This is a genomic window from uncultured Oxalicibacterium sp., assembly GCF_913776015.1.
Taxonomy (GTDB): Bacteria; Pseudomonadota; Gammaproteobacteria; order Burkholderiales; family Burkholderiaceae_D; genus Oxalicibacterium.
Genome location: NZ_CAJYMD010000040.1, coordinates 30,924 through 55,479, shown reverse-complemented (window position 1 = coordinate 55,479; position 24,556 = coordinate 30,924). Strand labels below are relative to the sequence as shown.

Here is a 24,556-nt window from a genome sequence, read left to right as displayed (position 1 = left end):
TGCATTGGCATCGTAATTGCTAGTTAAACGCATGCAGGAGAACGGTTGCGATGTTCGTGGCAACCATCTCATTATCAGGAAGACTAGGGTTCCGATTCGTTGCATAAGTGCAGCGAATGTCTGGTCCGAGAGTGTTCCGGCCTCGCTGATGCGGGGCTCCACGGAGGGATAAAAGCCCGGGAGAACGATCGCAAACGTTCTCCCTGCGCATTTCATCGACCAGGAGCCACGCCATGTCATTCCCGTATTTCACGCCGTCTTCCTTCCTTGTCCGCTCACGTGCCATGCCACTGCTGCGGCTTTGCGTGCTTGCAGTGGCATTGCTGCTTTCGCATGGGATGTCGCAGGCAGCAACCAAGCTCAATATCGGCACCGTTGTCTGGATTGGTTATGGCCCGTTCTATGTTGCAGAGAGTAAAGACTTTTTCAAAAAATACGATCTGAGCGTGAAGCTCAATGTATTCGCCGATCCGGCCTTGATTCCACCTGCCTTGGCAGGCGGCTCGATTCAGGGGGCAATGGAAACCTACGATCAGGTCATCGGGCAGGTCGCCAAGGGAATCTCGCAAAAGGTGGTGATGCCGATCGATTATTCGAATGGGGGCGATGCCATCATGGCTGCCAACAGCATCACGCGCGTGGCGGATCTGAAAGGCAAGAAAGTAGGTTTCAACCCTTTATCGCCATGTGAATTTCTGCTGTCGTATGCATTGAAATCGAATGGACTGACAGCAAACGATATTCAAGCAGTTAGCGTGACACCGGAAGCCGTGCCGGCTGCGATGGCATCTGGTCTGCTGGCGGGTGTGACTTATGAACCCAGTGTGTCGCAAATCCTCGGTCAAGGTGGCGGCAAGAAATTCCACGTTCTTTATTCGTCCAGGCAAGCACCGGGATTGATCGCCGATGTGCTGGTCTTCAATGACAAATACATCGCGTCGAACCCCAAGCAAATCGAAGGTGTGATTCGTGCCTATCTCGATGGCTTGGCTTACATGAAGTCGCATCCCGATGAATCGGCCAAGATCATTGGCAAGTTCATGGGTATTTCAGCAGCAGAAGTCAAAGAACAACTGGCTGGCGTCTACAACATCCCGCTTGCGGAAATGATGCAGGCATTCGAGCCAGGTACCAAGACGACGTCGTATTACACGAGTGGCGAGATCATCGCGACCATTCTGAAGAACAAGGGACAGATCAGTCAGATTCCATCCACGACCGACACCATCGCACCGCAGTTCATCAAAGCCATTCAGGCAGGTAAATAAGGAAAGGACGGTCGGTGTTGGATGCCGACCGATGTGATCATGATTGCCGGCTATTTTCGTTACAAGGACGGTGTGATGCCCAATGTACTTGCATTGGGTGTCGTGCTGCTCGGTTATCCAATCGGTGTCGCGCTCTTGATGGTGCCATCGTGGTTTGCGTATGTTATCGGCTTCCCTTTGGTCGTACTGACGTTGACGTGGTCCGCCTACTTCATTCACGAGTTTGCACATCACGCCATCTTCAAATCGGCCAAGGCCAATACCCGCTGGGGTACGCTGATGTCATGGATCAACGGCAGTTGTTATGCGCGTTTTGAGGACTTGCGCCGCAAGCACATGCGTCACCACGTCGAACGCGCGGACGTGATCACTTTCGATGTACAGGGCTTTCTACGTGCGCATCCCGTGTTGCTGAAGCTCGTGCTTGCCCTGGAATGGCTCTACATTCCGGCTGTCGAATTGTTGATGCATGTGGTCGTAATGGTCTTGCCATTTCGTCGCGGTGCGCCAGCAGCAAAACGCTGGCGCATGATCGCTATTGTCACCGTCCGTGTCACGGCATTCGCTGTTTTTGCCTGGTATGCCCCGTTCGGCTGGTTGCTTTACTGTGTAGCGTATCTGGTGTTCATCACGATCTTGCGCTTTGCAGATTGCTTTCAGCACACCTACGATGCGTATCCGATTGCCGATGACACACCGATTCCTAGCGACAAGATACGTGACCGTGCCTACGAACAATGCAATACCTATAGCAATGTCGTCGGGATCGAGAGCCGCATCCTCAACATGCTGTGGCTGAATTTTGGCTTCCACAATGCACATCACGAGCGGCCGGCCATGCCGTGGCACCAGCTACCGGCTTTTCATCGCAAGCAGCTCGGCGATCGTTGTCCGCAAGTCATTCCAGTGCGTGAGTTGCTGCTGAGCTTTCACCGCCATCGTGTCAGACGCGTCATGGCGCAGGATTATGGCGAGGTCCTTTCACCGGGGCAGCAGGGACGTGCAGATGGTTTTCTCGGAGCAGTGGGTGTGTCCTTTCTGACGGCGGTTTGAGGCCGCAGGCCAAGCAGATAGGAATGCTTGCGATAGCAACGTCAGATACGCGCTTCAGTACTTCGCGGCTGCTGCCCGACCTTTTGCAGGTGCTTGTGTTGCTGGTAGCCATGGTCTCTGCCGTTTTGACCGGTGGTGAAGTGATGGGCCTGAAGGCTTCGGGCGGTGGTGTATTGGTCACCGCAGCCACCCTCGTGGAAGCGAATAATGGAGAAGACATGGAGCAGATGGGACAAACCACATGAATACAACGCCTTTGATTTTTGATCCGGAAACCACGGCATTGCTCGTCATCGACATGCAGCGTGATTTCTGTGATGCCGGAGGTTATGCGGCACAAGCCGGTCTCGATGTCGGCAACCTGTCATCGGTCATCGACAGGATTGCCATCCTGTTGCAGGCAGCACGTTCGTCCGGCATGCGTGTGGTCCATACGCGTGAGGGGCATCTGCCGGATCTCTCGGATTGCCCGCCGAAGAAGCTGTTGCGCAGTCGACAGGCGGGTGCCGAAATCGGTAGTCGTGGTCCGCTTGGCCGGCTATTGGTGCGTGGCGAATACGGGCACGACATCATTGATGCATTAAAGCCGCTTGAACATGAAGATGTGATCGACAAGCCCGGCTACGGTGCCTTTCATCGCACATCTCTCGAATCGATTCTGGCGCAGCGTATCGAAACCCTGATCATCTGCGGCGTGACGACGGAAGTATGTGTTCACTCGACGTTGCGAGAAGCCATCGATCGCGGTTTTGCCTGTGTAACTGTGCGTGATGGTTGTGCTGCCAGCAATCCTGCCTTGCAGGAAGCTGCACTGGCCATGATCGCGGTGGAAGGCGGTATCTTCGGCCGTGTGGCATCGACGGCGGAGATCGTACGCGGCATTCGCACATAGGCCGAAGTCTTACTGCCATGACCAGTGTCAGAAAATTATGGCCTTTGCTGACGGCTACGCATCGCTACGACAAGTCGATTTCCACGCATGGTCGCGGAGCGGGGCAAATGATTGATGCGCCGATTCTTGCCTATCTGATCGAAACCGCGAATGGTCGCATTCTGTACGACGTCGGCTGCGATTACAGCAAGATTCACGATCCGCAACTGCGTGCACGCTATTACGATCCGGCGACCTTTGTTTTCGGTGCGCCTGAAATGACTGAGGAACAGCGCATTCCTTCGCATCTGGCACGGCTTGGCCTGACTGCCGCTGATGTGGATGTGATCTTCGTCGGGCATCTGCATTTCGATCATGTCGGTGGTCTGGGCGAACTCAAGGCCTGCGGCTGCGGTGCCGAGATCCATGTGCAGAAAGACGAGCTCGATGCGGCACGTGCGGGAAACGACGTGGCGGTATTTGCCGACGATTTCACTGCGCATGGCACGCTGCATGTGACCGACGGCGAGTATGCATTGACCGATGGTGTGCAGGCAATTGCGACACCCGGCCATACGGCAGGCCATATGTCAATGTGGATCGAGCTACCGAAAGGTCCGCCGGTTTTGCTCGCCGGCGATGCGGCCGATTTGCGTGAGAACATCGAGGATGAGATCGCGCCCGGTGCCTGCTGGTGCGATCGTCACGATCTTGCCGTCGATAGTATTCGCAAACTCAAGCAACTGGCCAGGCAGGACAACGCCGTCATCTCGCCCAATCATGATTTTGCGTTTTACCGAACGCTGCAAGTTTTTCCTGCGTGGCACGAATGACGGCGCTTCTCTCGTTGCCGCCGGTTCCCGCGCGTTATCGTGGTGTCTGGCGACGTACCTTGCTGAAGACGGCTGCGATGGAAGATGTCTCGACTGTCGTCTTCTGGTTACAGACTGCACGCTGGCATGCCGATATTCGCATTCCTGCAAGGCGCGGTGATTTCTCGGGCGTGTCGTCCCTGGCCGAATGTGATCGTGCCCAGCTTGAATCGCTCGCATGCCAGCAGGGTTTTGCCGGCATCACACAGATCGATGCAAATGGACAGGACGACATTTGTCGCTGGCATCGCCTGATCGATTATCAGCCACCGGCGTCGCTACCCGACGTGGGGGCCATGCGTTTCTCCGCAGGCCTGTTGATCGAACAGGGTGTCTGTGCCGATTACCTGGAACATTGGGTGCATCAAGCCACATCTGAGCAAGGCGCGTTGGTTCTGCGACGCGAGGAAGGAAGTGCGCTACGACTACTGTTGGTTGCCGGGCCTTACGTCATGCACGCACGCGCCCGCCGTAAGGCATTTCCTTCCGATCTGCCATTGGATACGGATTTGTCCAGCTTCGATGACGAACAGTTGCGTGCCTTGCTGGATTTCGAGATTGCGTTTGGTCTTCGTACCGATACAGGCTGGACCGTGCAACATGCCACCTTGCCGTGGCTGGAAGGAAAACAGATTGCCGTCAATCTGCGCCGTGATGGCGAGCGGGCGGTGCTGGATTGGGATGGTGCATCATCGGTCTGGCAGATCGAGGAGTGGTTCGCGCCAGACGCAATTTGACTGCTGCAAAAATAAAAAGCTTGCCAAGATCAGGCAGGCTCTCGTGCTTGTCACTTGAAGCTCAGGTATTTTTCTGCGACAGAATGGCATCCAGCAATCCCGGAAATCGGCTTTCGATCTCGGTACGGCGCAGGGTATTCATGTGCGTGGTGCCGGTGTTTTCCGTATGCACCAGTCCTGCTTCGCGTAGCACCTTGAAATGATGCGACACCGTGGACTTCGGCCTGCCGCCATCAAGTTCGCCACAGGAAGCGCATTCGACGCGAGCGAGATGGCGAACAATGTCCAGACGAATGGAGTCGCTCAACGCATATAGCACGCGTTCGAGGGAAAGTTCGCTGGCAGCAGGGTGTTTGAAGGGGCGCATGAGCAACATCATACACTTTGGACTATACTCATTCCATTGTTCGTATATATTCGAAATAACGAATAATGAGAACTTTCATTCATTTTGCAAAGGCCATTCCATGTCTGCTTTGTTTCAACCCTTTACGCTTAAAGATGTCACGCTGCGCAACCGCATCGCCATTCCACCCATGTGCCAGTATCTTGCCGTCGATGGACGCGTCAATGATTGGCATCTCTCGCATTACGCCAGCATGGCACGTGGTGGTGCCGGGCTTGTGATCGTCGAAGCGACGGCAGTGTCGGCAGAGGGTCGTATTACGCCCGGTTGTACCGGGATCTGGAATGACGATCTGGCGCAGGCATTCGCACCGATCGTGCATGCCATCAAGGAAGCAGGTGCAGTGCCTGGTATCCAGATTGCCCATGCGGGCAGAAAGGCGAGCGCGAATCGGCCATGGGAAGGCGACGATCACCTTGCCGAAAACGATCCGCGCGGTTGGGAAACGATTGCGCCATCGGCAATCGCCTTCGGTAAAGGTTTGCCACGGCAGCCACGTGCAATGACGCAAGAAGACATCGCCCGTGTACGTCAGAACTTCGTGGATGCGGCAAAACGCGCACGCGATGTCGGTTTCGAATGGCTGGAATTGCATTTTGCGCATGGCTATCTGGCGCAGAGTTTCTTTTCGGCGCACGCCAATCAACGTGATGATATCTATGGCGGCAGCGTCGAGAACCGTGCGCGCTTTCTTCTGGAAACGCTACGCGCCGTGCGGGAAGTCTGGCCGGAGAATCTGCCGTTGACCGTCCGGTTTGGCGTGATTGAATACGATGGGCGCGACGAGCAGACTCTGCTTGAGTCGATTGGCCTGGTGCGGGAGTTCAAGGCTTCGGGCATGGACATGATCAGCGTGAGCATCGGGTTCACGATTCCTGATACGTCTATTCCATGGGGACCGGCGTTTCTCGGACCGATTGCGGAGCGCGTGCGTCGCGAGGCAAATGTGCCGGTTTCATCGGCATGGGGTTTTGGAACGCCGGAAATCGCCGAACGCGTGGTCAGTGATCAGCAACTCGACGTTGTCATGGTCGGTCGCGCGCATCTTGCCAATCCACACTGGGCTTATTTTGCGGCGAAAGAATTGAAGATTGATCGTGCGTCGTGGACCTTGCCGGCGCCCTACGCGCATTGGCTTGAACGGTACTGATGCAGTTATTGTTCACATGCGTAGTCTCATGTCTTGCAACCAGACGAGAGAGAAATAAAAAAGCCCCTGAAGCAGGGGCTTTTTTGTGCGAGATCGAAATCGATCAGGCAAAGTTCTTGGCAGCGAAGTCCCAGTTGGCGAGCTTGAAGAAAGTCTCGACGAACTTCGGACGTGCGTTGCGGTAGTCGATGTAGTAAGCGTGTTCCCACAGATCGATGGTGATCAGTGCCTTGTCGGTGGTGGTCAGTGGCGTTGCAGCGTTCGAGGTGTTGACGATGTCCAGCGAACCGTCGGCTTTTTTCACCAGCCAGGTCCAGCTCGAACCGAAGTTGCCAACTGCCGATTTCGTGAAGGCTTCCTTGAATGCGTCGAACGAACCCCATTTTGCGTTGATGGCATCAGCCAGCGCGCCTTCTGGTGCACCTTTGCCGTTTGGCGTCAGGCTGTTCCAGAAGAAGGTGTGGTTCCAGACTTGTGCGGAGTTGTTGAAAATGCCGCCGGACGATTTCTTGATGATTTCTTCTAGGGACAGGTTTTCGAATTCGGTACCTTTGATCAGGTTGTTCAGATTCGTCACATAGGTTTGATGATGCTTGCCATAGTGGAATTCAAGCGTCTCTTGCGAGATATGTGGAGCAAGTGCATCCAACGCATAGGGCAGTGCCGGCAGGGTATGTTCCATGGTCGTCCTTTGTGAGATTAAAAATAGTAAAACATCGTGTTGCAAAGGCGCTCATTGTAAAACGGTTATCGATTGCTTGCACACGACGCAGGTCAATTTCACAAGAATGACTCATGGCCCGGAGAGCGAGGATTGATGCGGCTTTTCACGAAGATGGTTAATTCATTTTATGAGAATAATTCTCATTATTTTCTGCGTCTGTGATCAGCAAAATCTGTAGCGCTTCATCAAGTCGCATGCTGATGATGTAAACAATGCCAGTGGGCTTGTTGGTTATCGATGGTTATCGCACGTCGCTTGCAATGGCGGGCATTTAGGTCGCCAGCGTGATTGAGCGTGTTCTCTTCATTGGATTGCGGAACAGTGCATGCCGGTGGTTTGCTGCATCGGTAAAACGGTGTCTATTGGGGAGACATGCGGGAACGTGCATGCGCATGATGCTGCTTGTATGAGGCCACCTGCCATTTCATTTTTTTATTCAATCTGCTGCTGTACGCTTGCAATTCCCACCTGTGCCGTCCCTTCCGCCAATCGCACCATCACATTACTGCGTGGTTGCAGGGATTGAGGCGAGCGCAGAATTTCTCCCTTTTCATTACTGACGATTGCGTAACCACGCTCCAGCGTACGTTGCGGATTCAGCATTTCCAGTTGCGCCGATAGGGCGCGCAGATGCTGCTGGCGTTGCCTGATCTGGACTTGCATGCCGCTTAGCAGGCTGCGCGCGTCACGCGTGATGTTGAGGCGAGTGGCGCGCGTGTCTGGCTTCTGGTTTTGCCAGCGATGTGTCAGGCGTGTCAGTGAAAGACGTGCACGATCGATCGGAATGCGTGTCGCATGCTGCATTTGATTCTGCAAGGCGCCCAGTCGCGCGCGTTCCTGTCCAATGTAGGCGGATGGGCTGATCAAGCGACGTGACATCCAGTCCAGTGTTTGCGCTGTATCGCCGATGTGGCGCTTCATGGCGAAGCGCAGATCATCGGCATGCGATTCGAGGCGTGCGAGCCAGTCGGCACGCGGCAGGGTCGCCAGCTCTGCCGCAGCCGTTGGGGTCGGTGCACGCATGTCTGCGGCAAAGTCGGCAATGGTGAAATCCGTTTCGTGGCCGATGCCGGCGATGACCGGCAAATCGGATCCCGCAATCGTGCGCGCCACGATTTCATGATTGAACGCCCACAAATCCTCGATGCTACCGCCACCCCGGCAGACAAGCAGCACGTCGCATTCGGCACGCGCAGAGGCAGTCGCAATCGCTTGCGCAATCTTCATGGCAGCACCTTCGCCCTGTACCGGCGTTGGATAAAGAATCACGTTCACATGCGGCGCACGGCGTGCCAAGGTTGTCAGTACATCACGCAGGGCTGCGGCTTGTGGGCTGGTGACGATGCCGAGGGTCCGCACGAATGCGGGCAACTGGCGTTTGCGTGCAGGATCGAACAGCCCTTCGGCATTCAGCTTTTCTTTCAGTTGGAGGAAAGCCTCATACAGATTACCAACGCCCGACCGCCGAATCGCCTCGACATTCAATTGATAGTCGCCTCGTGGCGCATACAGCGTTACGAGTGCGCGTACTTCGACTTTATCGCCTTCGCGTGGCATGAAATCTGCATATTGAGAGCGTCCGCGAAACATCACGGCACGCACCTGGGCAGCATCGTCTTTCAGCGTGAAGTACCAGTGACCGGATGCAGCACGTGTGAAGTTGGAAACTTCACCCGAGATCCATGCGAGCGGAAAGCTGCGCTCCAGCATGCGCGCCACGGATTGATTCAAGGCCGAGATGCTGATGACTGTTGGAGAGGGGGCGTTCATCACGTGGGGAATCGAGGTGAAATTTGATTTGGATTAAATCGCACTTTGAATGTGCATTCAAAATGCATCTTTGTGTCGTGAATGTGCAAGCGGGCATGGTACGGGATTCTCGATGCTTTATCAGCAAGCGCATTGAATAAGAATTTGGCAAGAAAGTTGAAGGGAGTAAAAAATGAATATGTCGAATATGAAAATTGGCACGCGCTTGGGGCTGGGTTTTGGTTTTGTGTCCTTGCTCATGGTTGTGCTGATTGCGGTGGCGCTTTATCGCTTTGACCAGGTAGGCAATATCAACCATCGCATGGTTGATGAAGACTGGGTCAAGGCCGAAGCGGTTGCCGTGATCGAAAGCACCATGCGTGCAAATGCGCGCCGCAATCTGGAGTTTTTCATCGAAAGCGATCCTGCCAAGACGGCGCAGCTATTTGAGGCAATCGCCAAAAACAAGAAAACGATCGACGATGCTGTGGCAACGCTGGACAAGCTGATCGTCAGCGAAAAAGGCCTGGCGCTGCTGGCGCACTTCAAGGAGGCGCGCGGAAAATACGTGACGTCGTTCGGCCAGGTCGGCAAATTGATTCGCGAACAGCAGAAAGAGCAGGCGCGCGTACTGATGCAAGCCGAGACCTTGCCGGCGTTGGATGCGGTGCAGCAGATTATCGTCGACATGAAGGCCTTGCAGAATCAATTCGTACTCGACAGCAGTGAAACGTCGAAGCAGCTCATTGCATCGGCACAAAACTGGATGATCGGATTGGGAATGGGCACCTTGCTGATCAGTATGGTGTGTGCCTTCTTCATGACGAGGTCGGTCGTCGGACCGATGACGAAAGCCGTCTTCGTCGCTGAAAAAGTGGCGAGTGGCGATCTCACCAGCGATATCGACGTAAAGGGCAAGGACGAAACGGCGCAGCTGCTGGCGGCGTTGAAATCCATGAACGAAGGCCTGGTCAATCTGGTGGGCGATGTGCGCACCAGCACGCAGGCCATTGCGCTGGCTTCAAACGAAATTGCGACCGGCAACATGGATCTGTCATCGCGCACGGAACAGCAAGCGAGCTCTCTTGAAGAAACGGCTTCGTCAATGGAAGAGCTGACATCCACAGTTCGCCAGAATGCAGACAATGCGCGGCAGGCCAATCAACTGGCAGTCAATGCATCAGAAGTGGCCATGCGCGGCGGCAAGGTCGTCGCGGAAGTAGTCGATACGATGGGCGCCATCAATGGATCGGCAAACAAGATTGTGGACATCATCGGTGTGATTGATGGCATCGCCTTTCAAACCAACATTCTTGCGCTCAACGCGGCAGTCGAAGCGGCGCGTGCGGGTGAGCAAGGTAAGGGCTTTGCGGTGGTGGCCGCCGAAGTGCGTACCCTGGCGCAGCGTTCTGCCAATGCCGCCAAGGAAATCAAGACCTTGATTGGTGATTCGGTCGAACGTATTGCTGCCGGTTCGCGCCTGGTCGATGAGGCAGGCTCGACCATGCAGGAAGTGGTGGACGGCGTACGCCGCGTGACCGACATCATGGGAGAAATCAGCATGGCCAGCCATGAGCAGACCGATGGCATCGAGCAGATTAATCAGGCTGTCATGCAAATGGATCAGGTGACGCAGCAGAATGCGGCCTTGGTTGAAGAAGCTGCTGCGGCTGCAGAAGCTTTACAGGGGCAGGCCAACCATCTGGTTCACTTGGTTGCGACGTTCAAGCTGGACAGTGATTCGGCAAACGGCGTCGTTAATGTTTCGCCGACTACTCAGCGTGATGCGAGGACATTATCCAACCAGATGCCTGCGCTGCTGACTTCTTGATGGCTCTTTAGTCTGCACACCGAAAAGAATCCGACACGTGGACCGAAAGGCACGTTATTACCGTGATGCGTGATTCCTATGCATAGCAGTCGCGGCGCAGATGGTTCTTCGATGCGGTAACCAATCCCAACCATTAGCTTCTCTCACTCTTGCTCTCCCTGGGCATTCCCATGTCGATGCTTTTGCATCTGCTCTCGCAATCATGTCGTAATGACAAAGGTTTGCTTAGGTTTGCTTAGTTTCGCCCTCTATCCCTTCGCTATATTCCCTTAAAGCAATATTCGCTAGGCCCTAATCTAGCGTTTTTACATTAGATGCAGGAATGAATCAGATGTTTTCGCGTGCCCGAGGTGCTTCAGTGCGAACCAAATCTCCTTCATTCAGTGAAGATTGTGCATTGATAGATTCGGCGGTGAGTTAAGTGGAAAGTGTGATGTGATCGCATATTCGGACCTGTATGTGAGCGATGCATCACCGTATTCGAGCATGGGCTAACACCTTTTTCTTGGAACGTGGGAACTGAGCATCTTTTGTTTCAGATCCTCCATTTCTTTGCGGCGAAACATTCTTCCCAAACCATAAAATTTACCGATATTTGTTAAATATTAATAACGATGTCACTCTGAAAATCTTTGTTGTTAGTTTCTACAATTTTTAACATTTTTGTCGGATTTATCCAACTGAATCTTCAAATTCTCCCTCTCGACTGGTTGCCTTGCGTTAATCTTGCCGCGAATAAATCCTGGTGGTTTGAGAGTTTCATAAAGCCGCTTTTCAACGTTCACCGCTAGCCGTTCCCTTCATTTTTGTCTTGCTATCTCGGATCTCCTTTCATGCTTCCACGCTTAAAAATCTCTCTGGCCTTAATGCTGTTGGTGCCCTTTGTTCAATCAAACGCACAACAGTTACCTGATGCAAGTGTGTTGTACCCGGAGACCAAGCCGCGTCTAGCGCCGCCTGAGGCATCACCCTCATTCAATCTCGATGGTTCGCCCTTGCCGCGTACAGCAACATCCGGTGGTGAGACATTCGTTTTGAAAGCGATTCGTTTTCAGGGAAATACCAAACTTAGCGATGCGCAATTAGCTGAGTTTGTGAAGCCGTATCTGGGGCAATCGGCGGATCTGGCTGGATTGCAGGAAATCGCCAATCGTGTCAGCACCTATTACCGTGCATCTGGGTACCCGTTTGCACGCGCATATTTGCCGCGTCAGGATGTGGCGAATGGTGTGATCACCATGAATATCGTCGAAGGTCGTTATGGCGAAGTTGCAGCGACCCTCGAAAAAAATGGCGTGCAAGCGCCTGATCGCGAAGCGCAGGCTTATCTAACGCCGCTCAAAAAGGGTGAAGTCATCAGTGCTGCGGAAATCGAGCGTATTGCACTGATCATGAACGACTTGCCCGGCTATACCGCGGTCCCGATTGTACGTCCGGGCGCGGAAGTAGGAAGCGGCGATTTGGAGGTACGTCTGGTGGAAAGTCAGCGTACTCGTGCGTCGCTTGGTTTAGACAACCACGGCAGCCGTTACACTGGTCTGTATCGTGCGCGTGCCGATGTGGCGCGTGCGCATAATCTGATGCTCGGCGATGACCTACGTGTGACAGGTTTGCTGACCGATGGCAACACTGGTCTTGTGGCGTTAGGTTACAGCATGCCATTGATGCCAAACGGTTTGCGTCTGGATCTGTCGGCTGTCCACAGCTCGTACCGATTGAGCGGTGACTGGATGACGGGTGCTGGCTTCAAGGGCCAGGCAAATATTCTGGGCGCGTTGGTTAGCTATCCGCTGGTGCGTTCGCAAAATGCCAATCTCATATTCAGTGGTGGTGTGCAGAACAAGCGTTACACCAATGAGATCGGGGCACGCGAGCGTTACAACATCAACACCTTGCCGCTGGCACTCAACTTCGATGTGCGCGATCGGTTCAATGGTGGTGCTGTGACGTTTGGTGCGCTGACATACACGGCGGCACGCGTCGGTAGCGACAATCTGCCGACGGCCAGCCGTGACGACAGTTTCCGCAAGACGAATCTGGATATCGCACGTATTCAACGCGTGACGGATCGCTTGCAGGCCAGCATTAAGGCATCCGGCCAATATACTAACGACAATATTGACGCGACCGAATTCCTGCCGATTTCAGGTCCGAGTGCGGTACGCGCTTTCCCCGTGGGTGAGTTCAGCGGTCATCGTGGTTGGTCCGCGCAGACCGAACTCGCTTACAACCTAACGCAATACAACGTCTCGCCTTATGTCTTCTACGACAAGGGCCATGCCTCGAACCTGACGACCACACTCAAGCGCACTTTGTCCGGTTACGGCGTAGGCGCGCGTTACAACAACCTTGGCTGGACTGTGGACGTGACCGCATCTTGGGCAGAATCGGGTTCGCCATCGCAGGTTGAGCCGAACGAACGCGGGGCGCGTATCTGGGCTTCCATCATCAAGCGCTTCTGATCTTTCTCTGCTTACACACGAATCAATAGAACCATATACAGAAATACAGAATTCACCTAAAAGGTACAAAACATGAACGGTCACGGCTCACTCAATCGTATTTTCCGTGTTGTCTGGAATGCGGTACTGCGCGAATGGCAGGTTGCTTCGGAACATACGCGTGGCAAGGGTAAAACCAAATCGACGCGTGGTAGTTCACGCGGCCTTGCGCATCTTGCCGCTGGCAGTATTCTGGTGATTTGTCATGCCGGGGCGTTAGCGGAATTGCCGACTGGTGGACAAGTTACGGCTGGTAGCGGCCAGATCAATACGCCATCCGATGGTCACATGGTGATCAACCAGAACAGCAACAAGATGGTGATTGACTGGACCAGCTACAGCATTGGCAGTGGCAACAGCGTCCAATACATCCAACCATCGGCAGATGCGATTGCGCTGAATCGTGTGTTAGGTGGCGATCCTTCGATCATTCGTGGGACGATCAGCGCCAATGGCCGCGTCGTTTTGTTGAATCCTAATGGCATTTTGTTTGGACCAACTTCCAAAGTGGAAGTGGCGTCCTTGCTGGCTTCCACGCTCAACATGAGCAATGAAGATTTCATGGCCGGCAATATGCGTCTTGAAGGCGACTCTACCAAAGCGGTCATCAACCAAGGTAGCATCAAGGCGGCCGACGGTGGTTTCGTCGCGCTGATAGCCGCGAAAATAGAAAACGTTGGCGACATTCGCGTGCGTGGCGGCGAAGTGCTGATGGGATTTGGTCGAAAGATACGCTTGGACCTGGGCGGCCCCGCAAAAATTGAGGTGGATGAAGCAGCGGTCGATGCCTACATTCGCAACGGTGGTTTGATTAAAGTCGATGGTGGTAGCGTTTTGATGACGGTCAAAACGGCGGGTGAACTTGCTACTCAGGCTATCAATAACGAAGGCATCATCGAAGCGACCAGTCTGGGACGTGGCGACGGCGGCACGATTCGTCTGCTGGCTGATGGCGGCACGGTCACCAACAGCGGTACGTTGAACGCAAGTTCAGCGGAAGGCAAGGGCGGTCATATCGAAGTCACCGGCAAACGCGTTGGTATTCTTGATGGCGCCGTGATTGATGCTTCTGGTGCGACCGGCGGCGGTACGGTACTGCTGGGAGGTGATTATCAAGGCAAGAATGCAGCGGTCAACAATGCACAAATGACCTTCGTCAGCGAAGGTGCGACGGTGCGCGCGAACGCGACGCAGTCGGGCGATGGCGGTAAGGTCATCGTCTGGTCCGATGATCGTACGGCATTTAGCGGCACGATCGAAGCCAAGGGTGGAGCAGAAGGTGGTAACGGTGGTTTGGTCGAAGTATCAGGCGAGCAATTCCTTGACTTCCAGGGGACGGTCGATACAACAGCAGCCAAAGGCAAAACAGGTACGCTGTTGCTGGATCCGACCAATCTGACGATTGGCAAAGTCAATACGTCTGGCTGGATCACGCAAAACGGCGGTACGTTTGCCGACTTCACGTCAGGCACAAATCCAAATCCGGCACATGATTTCTCGTTCCTGCGTACAGATATCCTGGAAGCTGCATTGGCAACGACAGACATTACTGTTCAGTCAGCTTGTGCGGCAGCCGCATGCGAAGGTACGATTACTGTCAAGGATGCGATTACATGGAGCAGCGGCAAAGGGCTGACGCTTGATGCAACCGGTAGTATCTACATCAATGCCGATATCAATTCGGTTGGTGCAAACAACACCAAAGGCGGTAACTTTACAGCTACGGCCGCGACCGGCAATATCGAACTCAATGCAACGATCAATGCCAACGGCGGCACATCCACCAGTGGTGCTGGTCGTGTGGGCGGCAATGTCAATCTGAATGCTGCTGACGGCAGCGTCATTCTCGGCAATCAAGCGGTCATCAATACAAGTGGCTCCGCCGCGGCCACAGGCAGCACTGCTGCCGGTGGTGCTGCAGGTTCCATCACGATCAGCGGTACAACCGGCATTACGCTCAATAACGGAGATCTGTTGGCAACGGGTGGTGCAAGTACGGGCACTGCAGGCGCTAACGGCCAGATCAATCTGACGACCACAACCGGCAATATCAGCCAGTCGAATGGTAGCCAGATCGTTGGCGGTGGACTAAAGCTCGAAACAGAAACCGGTAACGTTACGCTTACTAATGGCAGCAATGCCGTTGAAACGATTGCTGCAAGTTCCGATTCCGGCAATATTGCGTTCCGTAATTTAAATACTGCTGCATTGACCGTCACGGATATCGGTGGCGTGAGCGGTGTATCGACTGGTGGTGCTGGTACGGTTTCTCTGACAGCACGCAATCTGAATATCAATTCTGATGTTACGACCGAGACGGGCAGCATTACGCTGAATGCGGATCAAGGCCAGCAGTCGGGTGACTTTGTCGGTGTTATCGTGCGCAACGCCGATGTCACCACGCAAGGTGGAAATATCACGATCAGCGGCCGTGGCGGTAACGCTGATCGTGGTGATCAGTTCGGTGTGCAGATTTCTAACGCGGTTGTTGCAGCAGGTGGCTCGGGTACCGTCAGTGTGACTGGCACGGGTGGTAACAATGCAGGTGATGGCAATCAGGGTATTGTCATCCAGGGGAATGGCGCGCCTGATAGCGGCATGATTACTTCAGATGGTGGTGCGATCACCATCAATGCGACGGGCGGTGCGGGTGCGGGCGATGGCAATTTTGCGCTGGCATTCAATAACGGCGGACAGATCGGTGCCACGACTGGCGACCGTGACGTGACGATCACGACGCACACCAGCAATGGTGCTTTGGCTTACGCCAGCGATTTGTCGGGCGGTTACATCGGCACTGGCACCGGCAACCTGACATTGAATGGCGACAACCTGCAAGCCGAAGGGGGTTCGGGCGGCGCTGCGATCAATGTACGCAGTACCGGTAACCTGACCGTGCGTTCGGCTGGTACCAGTTTCGATAATGCATTCAGCCTTTCCGATTTTGCCGATGATTTTGCCTTTAATGCAGGTAACGGCGGACTGAACGCTGTGAGCAGCCTGACGATTGGCAAGAATGGTAACGAAGCCGATGTCGCGATCGACAAGGCATTGGCGCTGAACACTGGTGCGGTGACCGTGTATGGTGGTGACGTCAGCCTGGATGAAAGCGTTGCCGCTGGCTCGCTGGCCGTGACCGCAAAAGGCAACATTACGCAGACAAACAGCTTTGACGTTAATTCAGTCAATCTGAACAGCGGCGGCGATATTACGTTGGAAGGCATCAACAACCGTGCTGGTTCGTTAACGGCAACCGCAGTCGATTCAATCACATTCAACAACGGTAATAATGCATTGGCCCTGAGCGGCACATTGCAAGGTGCCTCGGTTCATCTGAAAGCAGCTTCGGTTACCCAGAATACGGGCAGGATCACGACGGATGCTCTGGAAGTGATCAGTGACGGTAATGTTGCGCTCAACAGCAGCAGCAACAACGTCAAGAAGGTTGCTGCCGATGTTACCAATGGCAGCTTCACGCTAAACAATGCTGGTAATACCGGCACGTTGACAGTCGGTGCCGTTGAATCGACAAATGGTATCAGTGCAAGTGGCGCGGTCACCTTCAATGGTGTGACAGATATCAAACTCGAACAGGCCATTACTGCTGGTGGCAATGTTAACTTCAATAACATCGGCAAGATGGATATTGGTGCTGACATCAACGCAACAAATGTTGTGATCACAGCCACTGGTGATGTGGACTTGGGCACAGAGAACGCCAGCAAGCTATCGCTCACCGATAGCGAAGCAAAACATATCAAGGCGGATGCACTGACTCTGACGGCTAATAACGGCAGCGTGACCAGTACGGGCGATTTCCTTGCCAATGTAGATGCCATGTCGATTACGGCAAGCAAAGGCATCCTTGGCAGTGCAAATGGCAAGCTCGGTTTCAACGGTATTGATAATGGCGTACTGACGCTGACCAGCACCGCTAGCGGTGCCGATGCCAATACCGGTATCGGTACCAATGGTCAGGCGTTGACAACGGTTGGTGCTTCCAGCCTGACGCTGGCATCTGCCAGCGACATCAATGTTGCAGCGCGTAACACAAGCAATGGCGCGGCTAACCTCGACAAGCTGTACATTACATCGACTTCATACGGTGCCAACTACCGTTATGCGGTGACTTCTTCGGCAACCTTGAATCTCAGCAGCGGTTCTGCCCCAAGCTGGTATCAAGGTACGACGCCAACTGTTAAAGGCAGCTATAACATTAGTCTGACCAATACGGATGCACTGGATTTCCGCTTTGTCGGTAATGCGCCGATCATTGTCAATGCGACCAGCAATATCGGGGCTGCCAACTTTGCGCTGGAGACAGCGTACGGTATTACTGTTTCACAAGCGATTACGGGGACAACCGGCGCGATCTCGCTGAAGTCGACCGGCAGTTCAGGTAATTTCACGGGTGTAAATGTCCAGAACAATATCCAGACTGGTGACGGCAGTATTGTTCTGAATGGCCGTGGTGGTAGCGGTACGAATGGCGGTAATTTCAATGCGGATCAGGCGAATCAATACGGTGTCAGTATTGGCGGAACAGTTTCAGCGTCGGGTACCGGTTCAATTGAGATCACCGGACAAGGTGGTACTTCGAGTCAAAATGCCGGGGATCATGATGGTGTCGTGATTGCTGGCACGGTGTCGGCTACGAGTGGTTCGATCTCGGTGACGGGCACCGGCGGTAGTGGTAACGGAGACAACGAAGGGGTATTGATTTCTGGTGCTGTCACAGGTACGAGTGGAAGCATTGCAATTAATGGTACCGGCGGCAGCAATAACAGCATCGGCGGTGCTAACAGCGATGGTGTGGCATTTACTGGTACGGGACGCATCACTAATACGACTGGTACGGTTGCTCTGACAGGTAAGTCAGGTAGTGGAACCAATGCGCGTTCGATTGACCAGCAGGGCTCAGGCGTGATTACGACCTCAGGTCTGGAGGTCGTGTCGACTCAGGCTGGTGAGGCTGTACTGACGAAACAGAACAATGTCGGGACGCTGGCAGCCAATGTAACGACCGGCCTCTACTTTGATAATGGCGGTAGCCCATCTCTAACCGTTGGTACGGTCAATGGGCGTGCAGGTATTACCGGCTCTGGCACATTGGGTCTGTACGACATCGGTTCGTTGACGGTTTCCGACTCGATCCAAATGTCTGGCGGTAACGTCGCGATTGCAGCGGACGCCATGAACATTATCGGATCGAATACGGTTCGTGGTGGACACGTCTGGTTGACCGGCAAGGCTGATGGAAGCGGAACTGGTAACAATAATTGGACAGTTACGTCTGCACGTGCCATTGAGCTTGGTGGCAATACGACGGGTGGTCTGTCCATTCAAAATACATTGCTCGATCAGATTCATGCCTCGTCGCAATTGACGCTGGCAACGAGCGGTAACACCACGATTACTGGCAATACCATTTTTAATCATGCTGACGATGTGACGCTGCAAAGTGGTGGCACGATTACGTCGAATGGTTCGCAATCGTTGACCATCAATGGTGTCAGTAGCGAAGGTTCGTTCACGTTCAATGGCTCTGCAGTTGGTACGGCAGGGCAAGCGATTCAGACCCAAGGCGCAAACAAGTTCTCTGTGAGTTCGGCAGGCGTGATCAATGTCAGAGCGTTCAACGAGGCAGGTAGTGCGCTGATTAATTTGAGGTCTCTGTCGATATCATCGACCTCCGGTGGTGCAAATCTGTTGTATCTCGTTGAGGGTGAAAATAATCAAGACGGTTTGAGGTACTCCGCAATCGGTACGGGTAGTGGTTACGTTGTTTCGGCCAATTCAACTGCTAACGCAGCTTTCAGCTTCACCGGTAGTAACTCCATTACCGTTGATGCAGACTCCGATCTGACTGCTGGTGCGTTCTCTGTAAATGCAACCAGCGGTAACGTGAACATCAATAATGGTGTTGATATCAAAGGTGGCAGTGGCAATATCCGCGCAGCCGGTAATATCATTTTTGGTGACAATGCCACATTGACGACAAGTGGTGAGGCCAGCGTCCGTTCCAATGGGACCGGCTCGCTGACGATGGGGAATAACAGCACTATTACGAGTACGGCAGGAGACGTCAAAGTTCGCGTGGATGACCTCATCCTTAATTCTGGTAGTACCTTGTCGTCGAAAAATGGTACTGGCACGGTAGAAGTGAGCACTGCAAGTGCAGGACGCAACATTACCGTCGGTGGTGCTGATGCAGCAAATACTCTGTCGTTGAACGCTACCGAGTTGCTTCAGATTCAAGCGAAGAATCTTGTGATTGGTCGTAATTCATCAGTCGATGCGACCAGCGGCAATATTCGTCTGGATAGCGTTGATTTCACACAAGGCAATGGACCTATCACCTCGTTGTCCGTGAATAGCTGGACTGGATCGGTAACGCAGACAGGCGCACTCAAGGTCGATACGCTTGATATCAAACTTGGTTCTGTCACCAATGGTGGTGGTAGCGCCACCTTGGAGAATGCAAGTAACAACATCGGTACCTTCACCGCGACAACGCGTAACGGTATCAGTCTTGTCAATGCAGGCGATCTTGATTTCACAGGCAATTCTGGTGGCAATATCGCGGTTGTGAATGACGGCGTGCTGGGCTTGAACGCAACGTCAACGGGTGCTGTCAGCGTCGACAATACCGGTGCTGCAACGGCTGTGATCAGCGCTGGTTCAACGGTTGATGTTGTCAATGACGGTGTGCTTGCTGTCAAAGCTGATGGCGTTGGTGCGGTGACGGTTAATAATACGGGCGCGACGACAGTCAATGGCATTACCAGCAGAGGTGGTGCAATCAATGTAACCAGCAGCGGCAATCTGGTGACCACTGCTGAAATCAACGCAACAAGCAATACGCTTGGAGCTGAAACAAATGGTGCTGCGATCAATCTGACATCGTCGGGCGGCACGCTGACAGTCGGTGGTAATGTCATTTCCAATGGCTACTCTTCATCCGGTACAGTTTCAAGGCAAGGTGGTGCGATTGCCTTGCGCGGCCAAAATGTCGAGCTAGGTGCTGCGACAATTAGCACCAATGGTTCAAATAACTCGACCGATGGTTCTACTGGTGGTGCTGCAGGTACATTGCTTGTCGATGCGACTGCAGGTGGTGGTACGGTCACGCTGGATGGTACGACGATCAATCTGCTTGGCGGTTATGGTGCAGGCACAACCGGATCAAACGGTGCTGGCGGTACTCTCACGATCAACGATCCAGTCCTGTTGTCCGCTTTGTCCGGTGGTGCAAAAACCGCGACCATCAACGCAGGTGGCGCTAACGTGACGTTGGGTGCGATCAACGGCGATGGCAGCAATAGCTTGTCGATTAATTCGAGTAGAAGAACCGCCAACAATACGACGGTATACGGCAATGTGACGCTTGGCCAGGTTGGTACGGTCAGCAATATCGGTGGCTTGAGCGTGTCTTCCGTGAATAACGTATCCACCGGTGCGATCAACGCAAGTGGTTCGGTGAATCTGAATCCAGTCAACAATGTGACGGTTGGTGCGATCAATGCAGGTAACCTGACAATCGCTAACGTCGAAGGTACGACGACGCTGAACGGCAACGTCAGCACGAGTGGCACTAACGGTATCAATATCAACAGCAAGACTCTGGTTTCAAGTGCGACGTACACCACAACGGGGGGTGGCAACATCAAGCTTGCGACCAAGGATGCGTTGACGCTGACGAATACGTCTGCATTTGTCTCATCCGGAAATATCGATCTGACAGCAACGGATGGCATCACGATCAATGGTTCGCTGACGACCGCAGGTAATGGTATCTACTTCCGTTCAGCAACGACCTTGGCATCCAATGTAACGATCGATACGACCAATGGCGGCACGGCAGCCGCGGGCGGTTTGGTTTCGTTCTCCAGCACCCTGGATTCGGACAGCACGACGCGCAATTTGACTGTACGTGCTGGTACCGATGGCAACGTCGCGTTCGGTGGCCTGGTCGGTAATACGTATGCACTGGGTGATGTGACGATCGTTTCTGCCAAGGATGTCACGACATCGGGCATGAAAGCTACTTCGTTCACACAGCAAGCTGGCGCGGGCAAAACGACACTGGGCGGTACAAACACATTCATTGGCGGCGCGTTTGCTTTCACCGGCAATGAGCTTGCTATCAATGGAACGCTGACTGCCAATTCGGCCACGATCACGAACGCCGGATTGTTCTCGACGGGTTCAGGTAGCAATATCACTGCGGCTGGCGGATTTGTACAAAATGGGGCCGGTACGGCGCAGCTGGCTGGCAATATCACCACGACAGGCACCAACATTGGCTTTGCCAATGCAGTTACAGTCAGTGGTTCGGTCGCGCTGAGTACTGGTGCAGCAGGTAACGGCAATATCACCTTTGGTGGCTCGCTGAACAATGCGTCTTCTGCTCACAGCGGTAGCACAACACTGACAGCAGGTGATGGTGTCATTTCGTTCGGTGGCAATGTTGGTGAAACTGCAGAACTGGGTAATTTGACGATTAATACCAGTCAGGATGTAACCCTGCCGGTTCTGGTGAAGGCGCAGTCGTTGACGACAGATGCTGGTGGTCACACGATCATTCAGGATGGTGCTGCCATTACGACTGTTGGTAATCAAAGCTATGGCGATGCCGTTACCCTGACGGGTAATGCAACGCTGAACAGCGGCAATAACTTGCTGTTCGGTAGCACGATCAATGGTGCGCATGACCTTACCGCCAATGCAAACAATACACTCCGATTTGGCGGAATGGTTGGCGGCACTGACGCATTGACGAGCTTGGTTGCGACGGCAACCACGATCGAAATGAATGGTGGCGGTGTCACCACAGTCGGTAATGGAACGACGACGACCGGCGATCAAACCTATAACGGTCGTATGACGTTGGGTGCGGATGCTGTACTGACGCGCAACAATACCGGTGCAGGCGGCATTACATTCAATGGTGCGATTGATGGTCCCCGCGCGCTGACGGTCGCAACAGATGGTCATACCACCTTTGAGGGTGCGATTGGCTCCAGCTCGCAATTGGCAAGTCTGACTGTCGCAAATGCGACAAGCACGCTGTTGATGAATGGCGGCAGCGTGACCACCTCCGGTGCGCAGCTCTACAACAGTGACAAGGTCGTCCTTGGTCGTGACACGATTTTGCAAAGCACGAATGCAGGCTTGGTCCGATTCGATGGCGATATCGATGCCGCGATTTGTACCGTTGCATCACTGACGGTAAATACGCAAGGCGCAACGGAATTCGGCGGTGCTATTGGCACTTACCGTCCGTTGTGGAGCATCACGACGGATGGCTTGCCAAGCGCGACGAATACTGTGACGTTCGAACAAGGCACAGTGATTACACATGGCGATCAACGCTATGGTGAAACCGTCATTCTTGGCGCGAACACCAAACTGACTAGCTATAGCCAAGGCGATATCGTGTTCGGTGGCCCAGTGCGTGCCAAAGACGATGGCGTGCAATCTTTGGTCATCGATACCTCGGGTGACATTGAGTTCCACGGCCCGGTCGGTGATAACAACCAGCGTTTGGCCAGCCTCGATACCAGCCTGAGCAAGGACGGTACCGTTCTGCTGAATGGTGGTGAAGTTACGACGGTTGGGGCGCAGACTTATGGCGCACCGGTCACATTGGGTGATGATACGGTTCTCGAGTCGACCAACGGCGGCAATATCGTATTTGCCGGGACAGTCGATGGCAATCATGATCTGACGATCAAAACCGATGGTACGACACGCTTCACGCAAGCAGTCGGTGAGACAACCGAATTGGCTAGCCTGACGACCATGGGCGCAGGTACTGTGCAGATCAATGGCGGAAGTGTGAAGACTGCCGGTGATCAAACCTATGACAATGCGGTGGCTCTCGGCGCCAATACCGTCTTGACGAGCACAGGTAATCACGGTGATGTGACTTTCAACAGTACTGTTAATGGAGCACATTCATTGACGGTTGCTACAGCTGGTACAACAACATTCAATGGTGCTGTTGGAGGCAGTTCTGCACTGGCAAGTATTACGACGGATGCTGATGGCGAAGTCGTGATCAATGGTGGTCTGGTTCGTACGAGCGGTGCACAAACCTTTAACGATGGTGTAACGGTTGGCGCCAATGCCGTCTTCACATCCAACGGTCCCATCACGTTTAACGATAAGCTGGATGGTCCACATAACGTGACGGTCAGAACGCCGGGTGTCACGACCTTCGGCGGTGCAATCGGTAGCAATGCGCCGCTGAAAAATCTGTACGGTGGCACGGGGGCTGGGTCGATCAACATCATGGGCCCATCGATCGCGTTGACCGGTTCGCTGATTTTTGAAGAACCTGTGCGTGTATATGGCCCAACCAAGGTGAATGTTGGCGTCGATGCCTTGTTCTACGGCGATGCGCGTGTTGGCAAATCATTCCTCGATGTCACGGCTGGCGGTCGTATTCAGTACGGTCGTCCGGTGGATAACATCAAGAACTATCTGCCGACCTTGTTTGCGGTAGCGAATCAGAACGCCATGCCACTGATCAAGCCGGCTGAAGTGCAGCAACCGGTGTCTGTGGCGCTTGCTGATAAGACCTCGTCGCGTCAGTTGGGCCTTGGTAATCTGCAATTCGTGAACCTCACGCCTTCCGCAGCAGAACAAGGTGGTACTGCTGGAACCCAGAATGTCAGCGAATCTGCTGTCAATCAGGCTGTCGGGCAAATCGCCAATGATGAAAGTTCACGTTCGCTGACTTACATCGTGACAGTCCAAGGCGGTGTTCGTTTGGCAGAAGGTGCAACCGAGGAGGTGAAGTGATGGTACGTAGCCCTATGGCGGCTGCATTCTCTTTACTGACGTTTGCAGCAGTTCTGGGTATGGCAGCTACTGCTTATGCCCAGACGCCAGCAGCGTCGGCAAACGCATCGGCTGCACCAGCCTGGAAACAGAAGGCCAAGCACGGTAACTGGGAAGTCATTTGCGCCAAAGTGGGCGAGAAGGACACGTGCCAGGCGATCCAACTTCTGGAAACCAAGAATGAGAAAGACCCGCAGGCTGCTGGTCAGCGTGTCTTGCGTTTGGTCGCGCAGAAGGGGCCGGAAGGCATGGTGTTTAGTTTCGAATTGCCATTCGGTATCGATCTGCGTCCGGGTATCGTTTATCAGGTGGATGGCGGTGCGGAAACGACGCTGCCTTTCCTGACCTGCATTCCGGCTGGTTGCCTGGTAAGCATGGCGCTGACGGATCCAGTCAAAAAGCAGCTCACTGGCGGCAAGCAGATGAAAGTTGGTTTCCGTCCCTTGGGTTCGGAAAAGGTGATGGTTCTGGACGTCAAGCTGGATGGCTTGGGCAAGGCATTGGCGGCTTTGTAAAGCGTTGAATCTTTCTCTTGAAACCGCAGCC

At 53.8% G+C, this 24,556-nt stretch carries 14 protein-coding genes and 1 riboswitch; of the genes, 11 read left to right on the top strand and 3 right to left on the bottom strand.

All coding sequences use genetic code 11. The features are described from left to right. Positions 1–72: 72 nt before the first annotated feature. A riboswitch (guanidine-I (ykkC/yxkD leader) is annotated at positions 73–185 on the top strand. Between the two features lie 48 nt (positions 186–233). Genes QZ725_RS06530 through QZ725_RS06505 form a run of 6 tightly spaced genes read left to right on the top strand, consistent with a single transcriptional unit; the run spans position 234 to position 4,801 of the window. Beyond that, the gene (locus tag QZ725_RS06530; RefSeq protein WP_293777591.1) at positions 234–1,268 is read left to right on the top strand and encodes an ABC transporter substrate-binding protein; all 1,035 of its coding nucleotides are present in this window, start codon (positions 234–236) and stop codon (positions 1,266–1,268) included. 21 nt (positions 1,269–1,289) lie between these two features. Then, positions 1,290–2,321, top strand: coding sequence for a fatty acid desaturase (locus QZ725_RS06525; RefSeq protein ID WP_293777588.1), 1,032 nt, complete (start codon positions 1,290–1,292; stop codon positions 2,319–2,321). Positions 2,322–2,344: 23 nt separating this feature from the next. Then, the gene (locus tag QZ725_RS06520; RefSeq protein ID WP_293777585.1) at positions 2,345–2,566 is read left to right on the top strand and encodes a hypothetical protein; all 222 of its coding nucleotides are present in this window, start codon (positions 2,345–2,347) and stop codon (positions 2,564–2,566) included. Continuing rightward, on the top strand, positions 2,563–3,213 hold the full coding sequence (locus QZ725_RS06515; RefSeq protein ID WP_293777582.1) for an isochorismatase family cysteine hydrolase: 651 nt from the start codon (positions 2,563–2,565) through the stop codon (positions 3,211–3,213). The genes QZ725_RS06520 and QZ725_RS06515 overlap by 4 nt, the downstream gene beginning before the upstream one ends. 17 nt (positions 3,214–3,230) lie before the next feature. After that, on the top strand, positions 3,231–4,025 hold the full coding sequence (locus QZ725_RS06510) for an N-acyl homoserine lactonase family protein (protein WP_293777579.1): 795 nt from the start codon (positions 3,231–3,233) through the stop codon (positions 4,023–4,025). Then, a complete protein-coding gene (locus QZ725_RS06505; protein ID WP_293777576.1) occupies positions 4,022–4,801 on the top strand; it encodes a hypothetical protein in 780 nt (259 codons plus the stop codon). Before QZ725_RS06510 ends, QZ725_RS06505 begins: the two co-directional genes overlap by 4 nt. Before the next feature lie 61 nt (positions 4,802–4,862). Here QZ725_RS06505 and QZ725_RS06500 read toward each other — a convergent pair whose 3' ends face one another. Further along, positions 4,863–5,168, bottom strand: coding sequence for a helix-turn-helix domain-containing protein (locus QZ725_RS06500; protein WP_293777574.1), 306 nt, complete (start codon positions 5,166–5,168; stop codon positions 4,863–4,865). Between the two features lie 100 nt (positions 5,169–5,268). Here QZ725_RS06500 and QZ725_RS06495 point away from each other — a divergent pair, with 100 nt between their 5' ends. Beyond that, entirely contained in the window at positions 5,269–6,357 is a 1,089-nt protein-coding gene (locus QZ725_RS06495; protein WP_293777571.1) for an NADH:flavin oxidoreductase/NADH oxidase, read from the top strand. Positions 6,358–6,460: 103 nt separating this feature from the next. Here QZ725_RS06495 and sodB read toward each other — a convergent pair whose 3' ends face one another. Together sodB and xseA are read right to left on the bottom strand one after the other, a co-directional pair. After that, positions 6,461–7,039, bottom strand: a complete 579-nt coding sequence (gene sodB, locus QZ725_RS06490) for a superoxide dismutase [Fe] (RefSeq protein WP_293777569.1) — start codon at positions 7,037–7,039, stop codon at positions 6,461–6,463. Positions 7,040–7,513: 474 nt separating this feature from the next. Next, positions 7,514–8,851, bottom strand: a complete 1,338-nt coding sequence (gene xseA, locus QZ725_RS06485) for an exodeoxyribonuclease VII large subunit (RefSeq protein ID WP_293777566.1) — start codon at positions 8,849–8,851, stop codon at positions 7,514–7,516. A 172-nt stretch (positions 8,852–9,023) separates the two neighbouring features. On the opposite strand from xseA, the gene QZ725_RS06480 reads away from it, so the two are divergent. The 4 genes from QZ725_RS06480 to QZ725_RS06465 all read left to right on the top strand — a co-directional run bounded on the left by QZ725_RS06480 (position 9,024) and on the right by QZ725_RS06465 (position 24,525). Beyond that, positions 9,024–10,661, top strand: coding sequence for a methyl-accepting chemotaxis protein (locus QZ725_RS06480; protein ID WP_293777564.1), 1,638 nt, complete (start codon positions 9,024–9,026; stop codon positions 10,659–10,661). Positions 10,662–11,581: 920 nt separating this feature from the next. Further along, positions 11,582–13,123: a ShlB/FhaC/HecB family hemolysin secretion/activation protein gene (locus QZ725_RS06475; RefSeq protein WP_293777562.1), complete on the top strand. Its 1,542-nt coding sequence runs from the start codon at positions 11,582–11,584 to the stop codon at positions 13,121–13,123. Between the two features lie 72 nt (positions 13,124–13,195). Further along, positions 13,196–23,971 carry a filamentous hemagglutinin N-terminal domain-containing protein gene (locus tag QZ725_RS06470; protein WP_293777560.1) on the top strand — a complete coding sequence of 3,592 codons (10,776 nt, stop codon included), beginning with the start codon at positions 13,196–13,198 and terminating at the stop codon, positions 23,969–23,971. Next, the gene (locus QZ725_RS06465; protein WP_293777557.1) at positions 23,971–24,525 is read left to right on the top strand and encodes an invasion associated locus B family protein; all 555 of its coding nucleotides are present in this window, start codon (positions 23,971–23,973) and stop codon (positions 24,523–24,525) included. Before QZ725_RS06470 ends, QZ725_RS06465 begins: the two co-directional genes overlap by 1 nt. The last annotated feature ends 31 nt before the right edge of the window (positions 24,526–24,556 follow it).

Coding starts and splice junctions, on each gene's coding strand:
- QZ725_RS06505 (WP_293777576.1), top strand. CDS start 4,022: ATGACGGCGCTTCTCTCGTTGCCGCCGGTTCCCGCGCGTTATCGTGGT.
- QZ725_RS06465 (WP_293777557.1), top strand. CDS start 23,971: ATGGTACGTAGCCCTATGGCGGCTGCATTCTCTTTACTGACGTTTGCA.
- xseA (WP_293777566.1), bottom strand. CDS start 8,851: ATGAACGCCCCCTCTCCAACAGTCATCAGCATCTCGGCCTTGAATCAA.
- QZ725_RS06525 (WP_293777588.1), top strand. CDS start 1,290: ATGCCGACCGATGTGATCATGATTGCCGGCTATTTTCGTTACAAGGAC.
- QZ725_RS06520 (WP_293777585.1), top strand. CDS start 2,345: ATGCTTGCGATAGCAACGTCAGATACGCGCTTCAGTACTTCGCGGCTG.
- QZ725_RS06470 (WP_293777560.1), top strand. CDS start 13,196: ATGAACGGTCACGGCTCACTCAATCGTATTTTCCGTGTTGTCTGGAAT.
- QZ725_RS06495 (WP_293777571.1), top strand. CDS start 5,269: ATGTCTGCTTTGTTTCAACCCTTTACGCTTAAAGATGTCACGCTGCGC.
- QZ725_RS06500 (WP_293777574.1), bottom strand. CDS start 5,168: ATGCGCCCCTTCAAACACCCTGCTGCCAGCGAACTTTCCCTCGAACGC.
- QZ725_RS06510 (WP_293777579.1), top strand. CDS start 3,231: ATGACCAGTGTCAGAAAATTATGGCCTTTGCTGACGGCTACGCATCGC.
- QZ725_RS06515 (WP_293777582.1), top strand. CDS start 2,563: ATGAATACAACGCCTTTGATTTTTGATCCGGAAACCACGGCATTGCTC.
- sodB (WP_293777569.1), bottom strand. CDS start 7,039: ATGGAACATACCCTGCCGGCACTGCCCTATGCGTTGGATGCACTTGCT.
- QZ725_RS06530 (WP_293777591.1), top strand. CDS start 234: ATGTCATTCCCGTATTTCACGCCGTCTTCCTTCCTTGTCCGCTCACGT.
- QZ725_RS06480 (WP_293777564.1), top strand. CDS start 9,024: ATGAATATGTCGAATATGAAAATTGGCACGCGCTTGGGGCTGGGTTTT.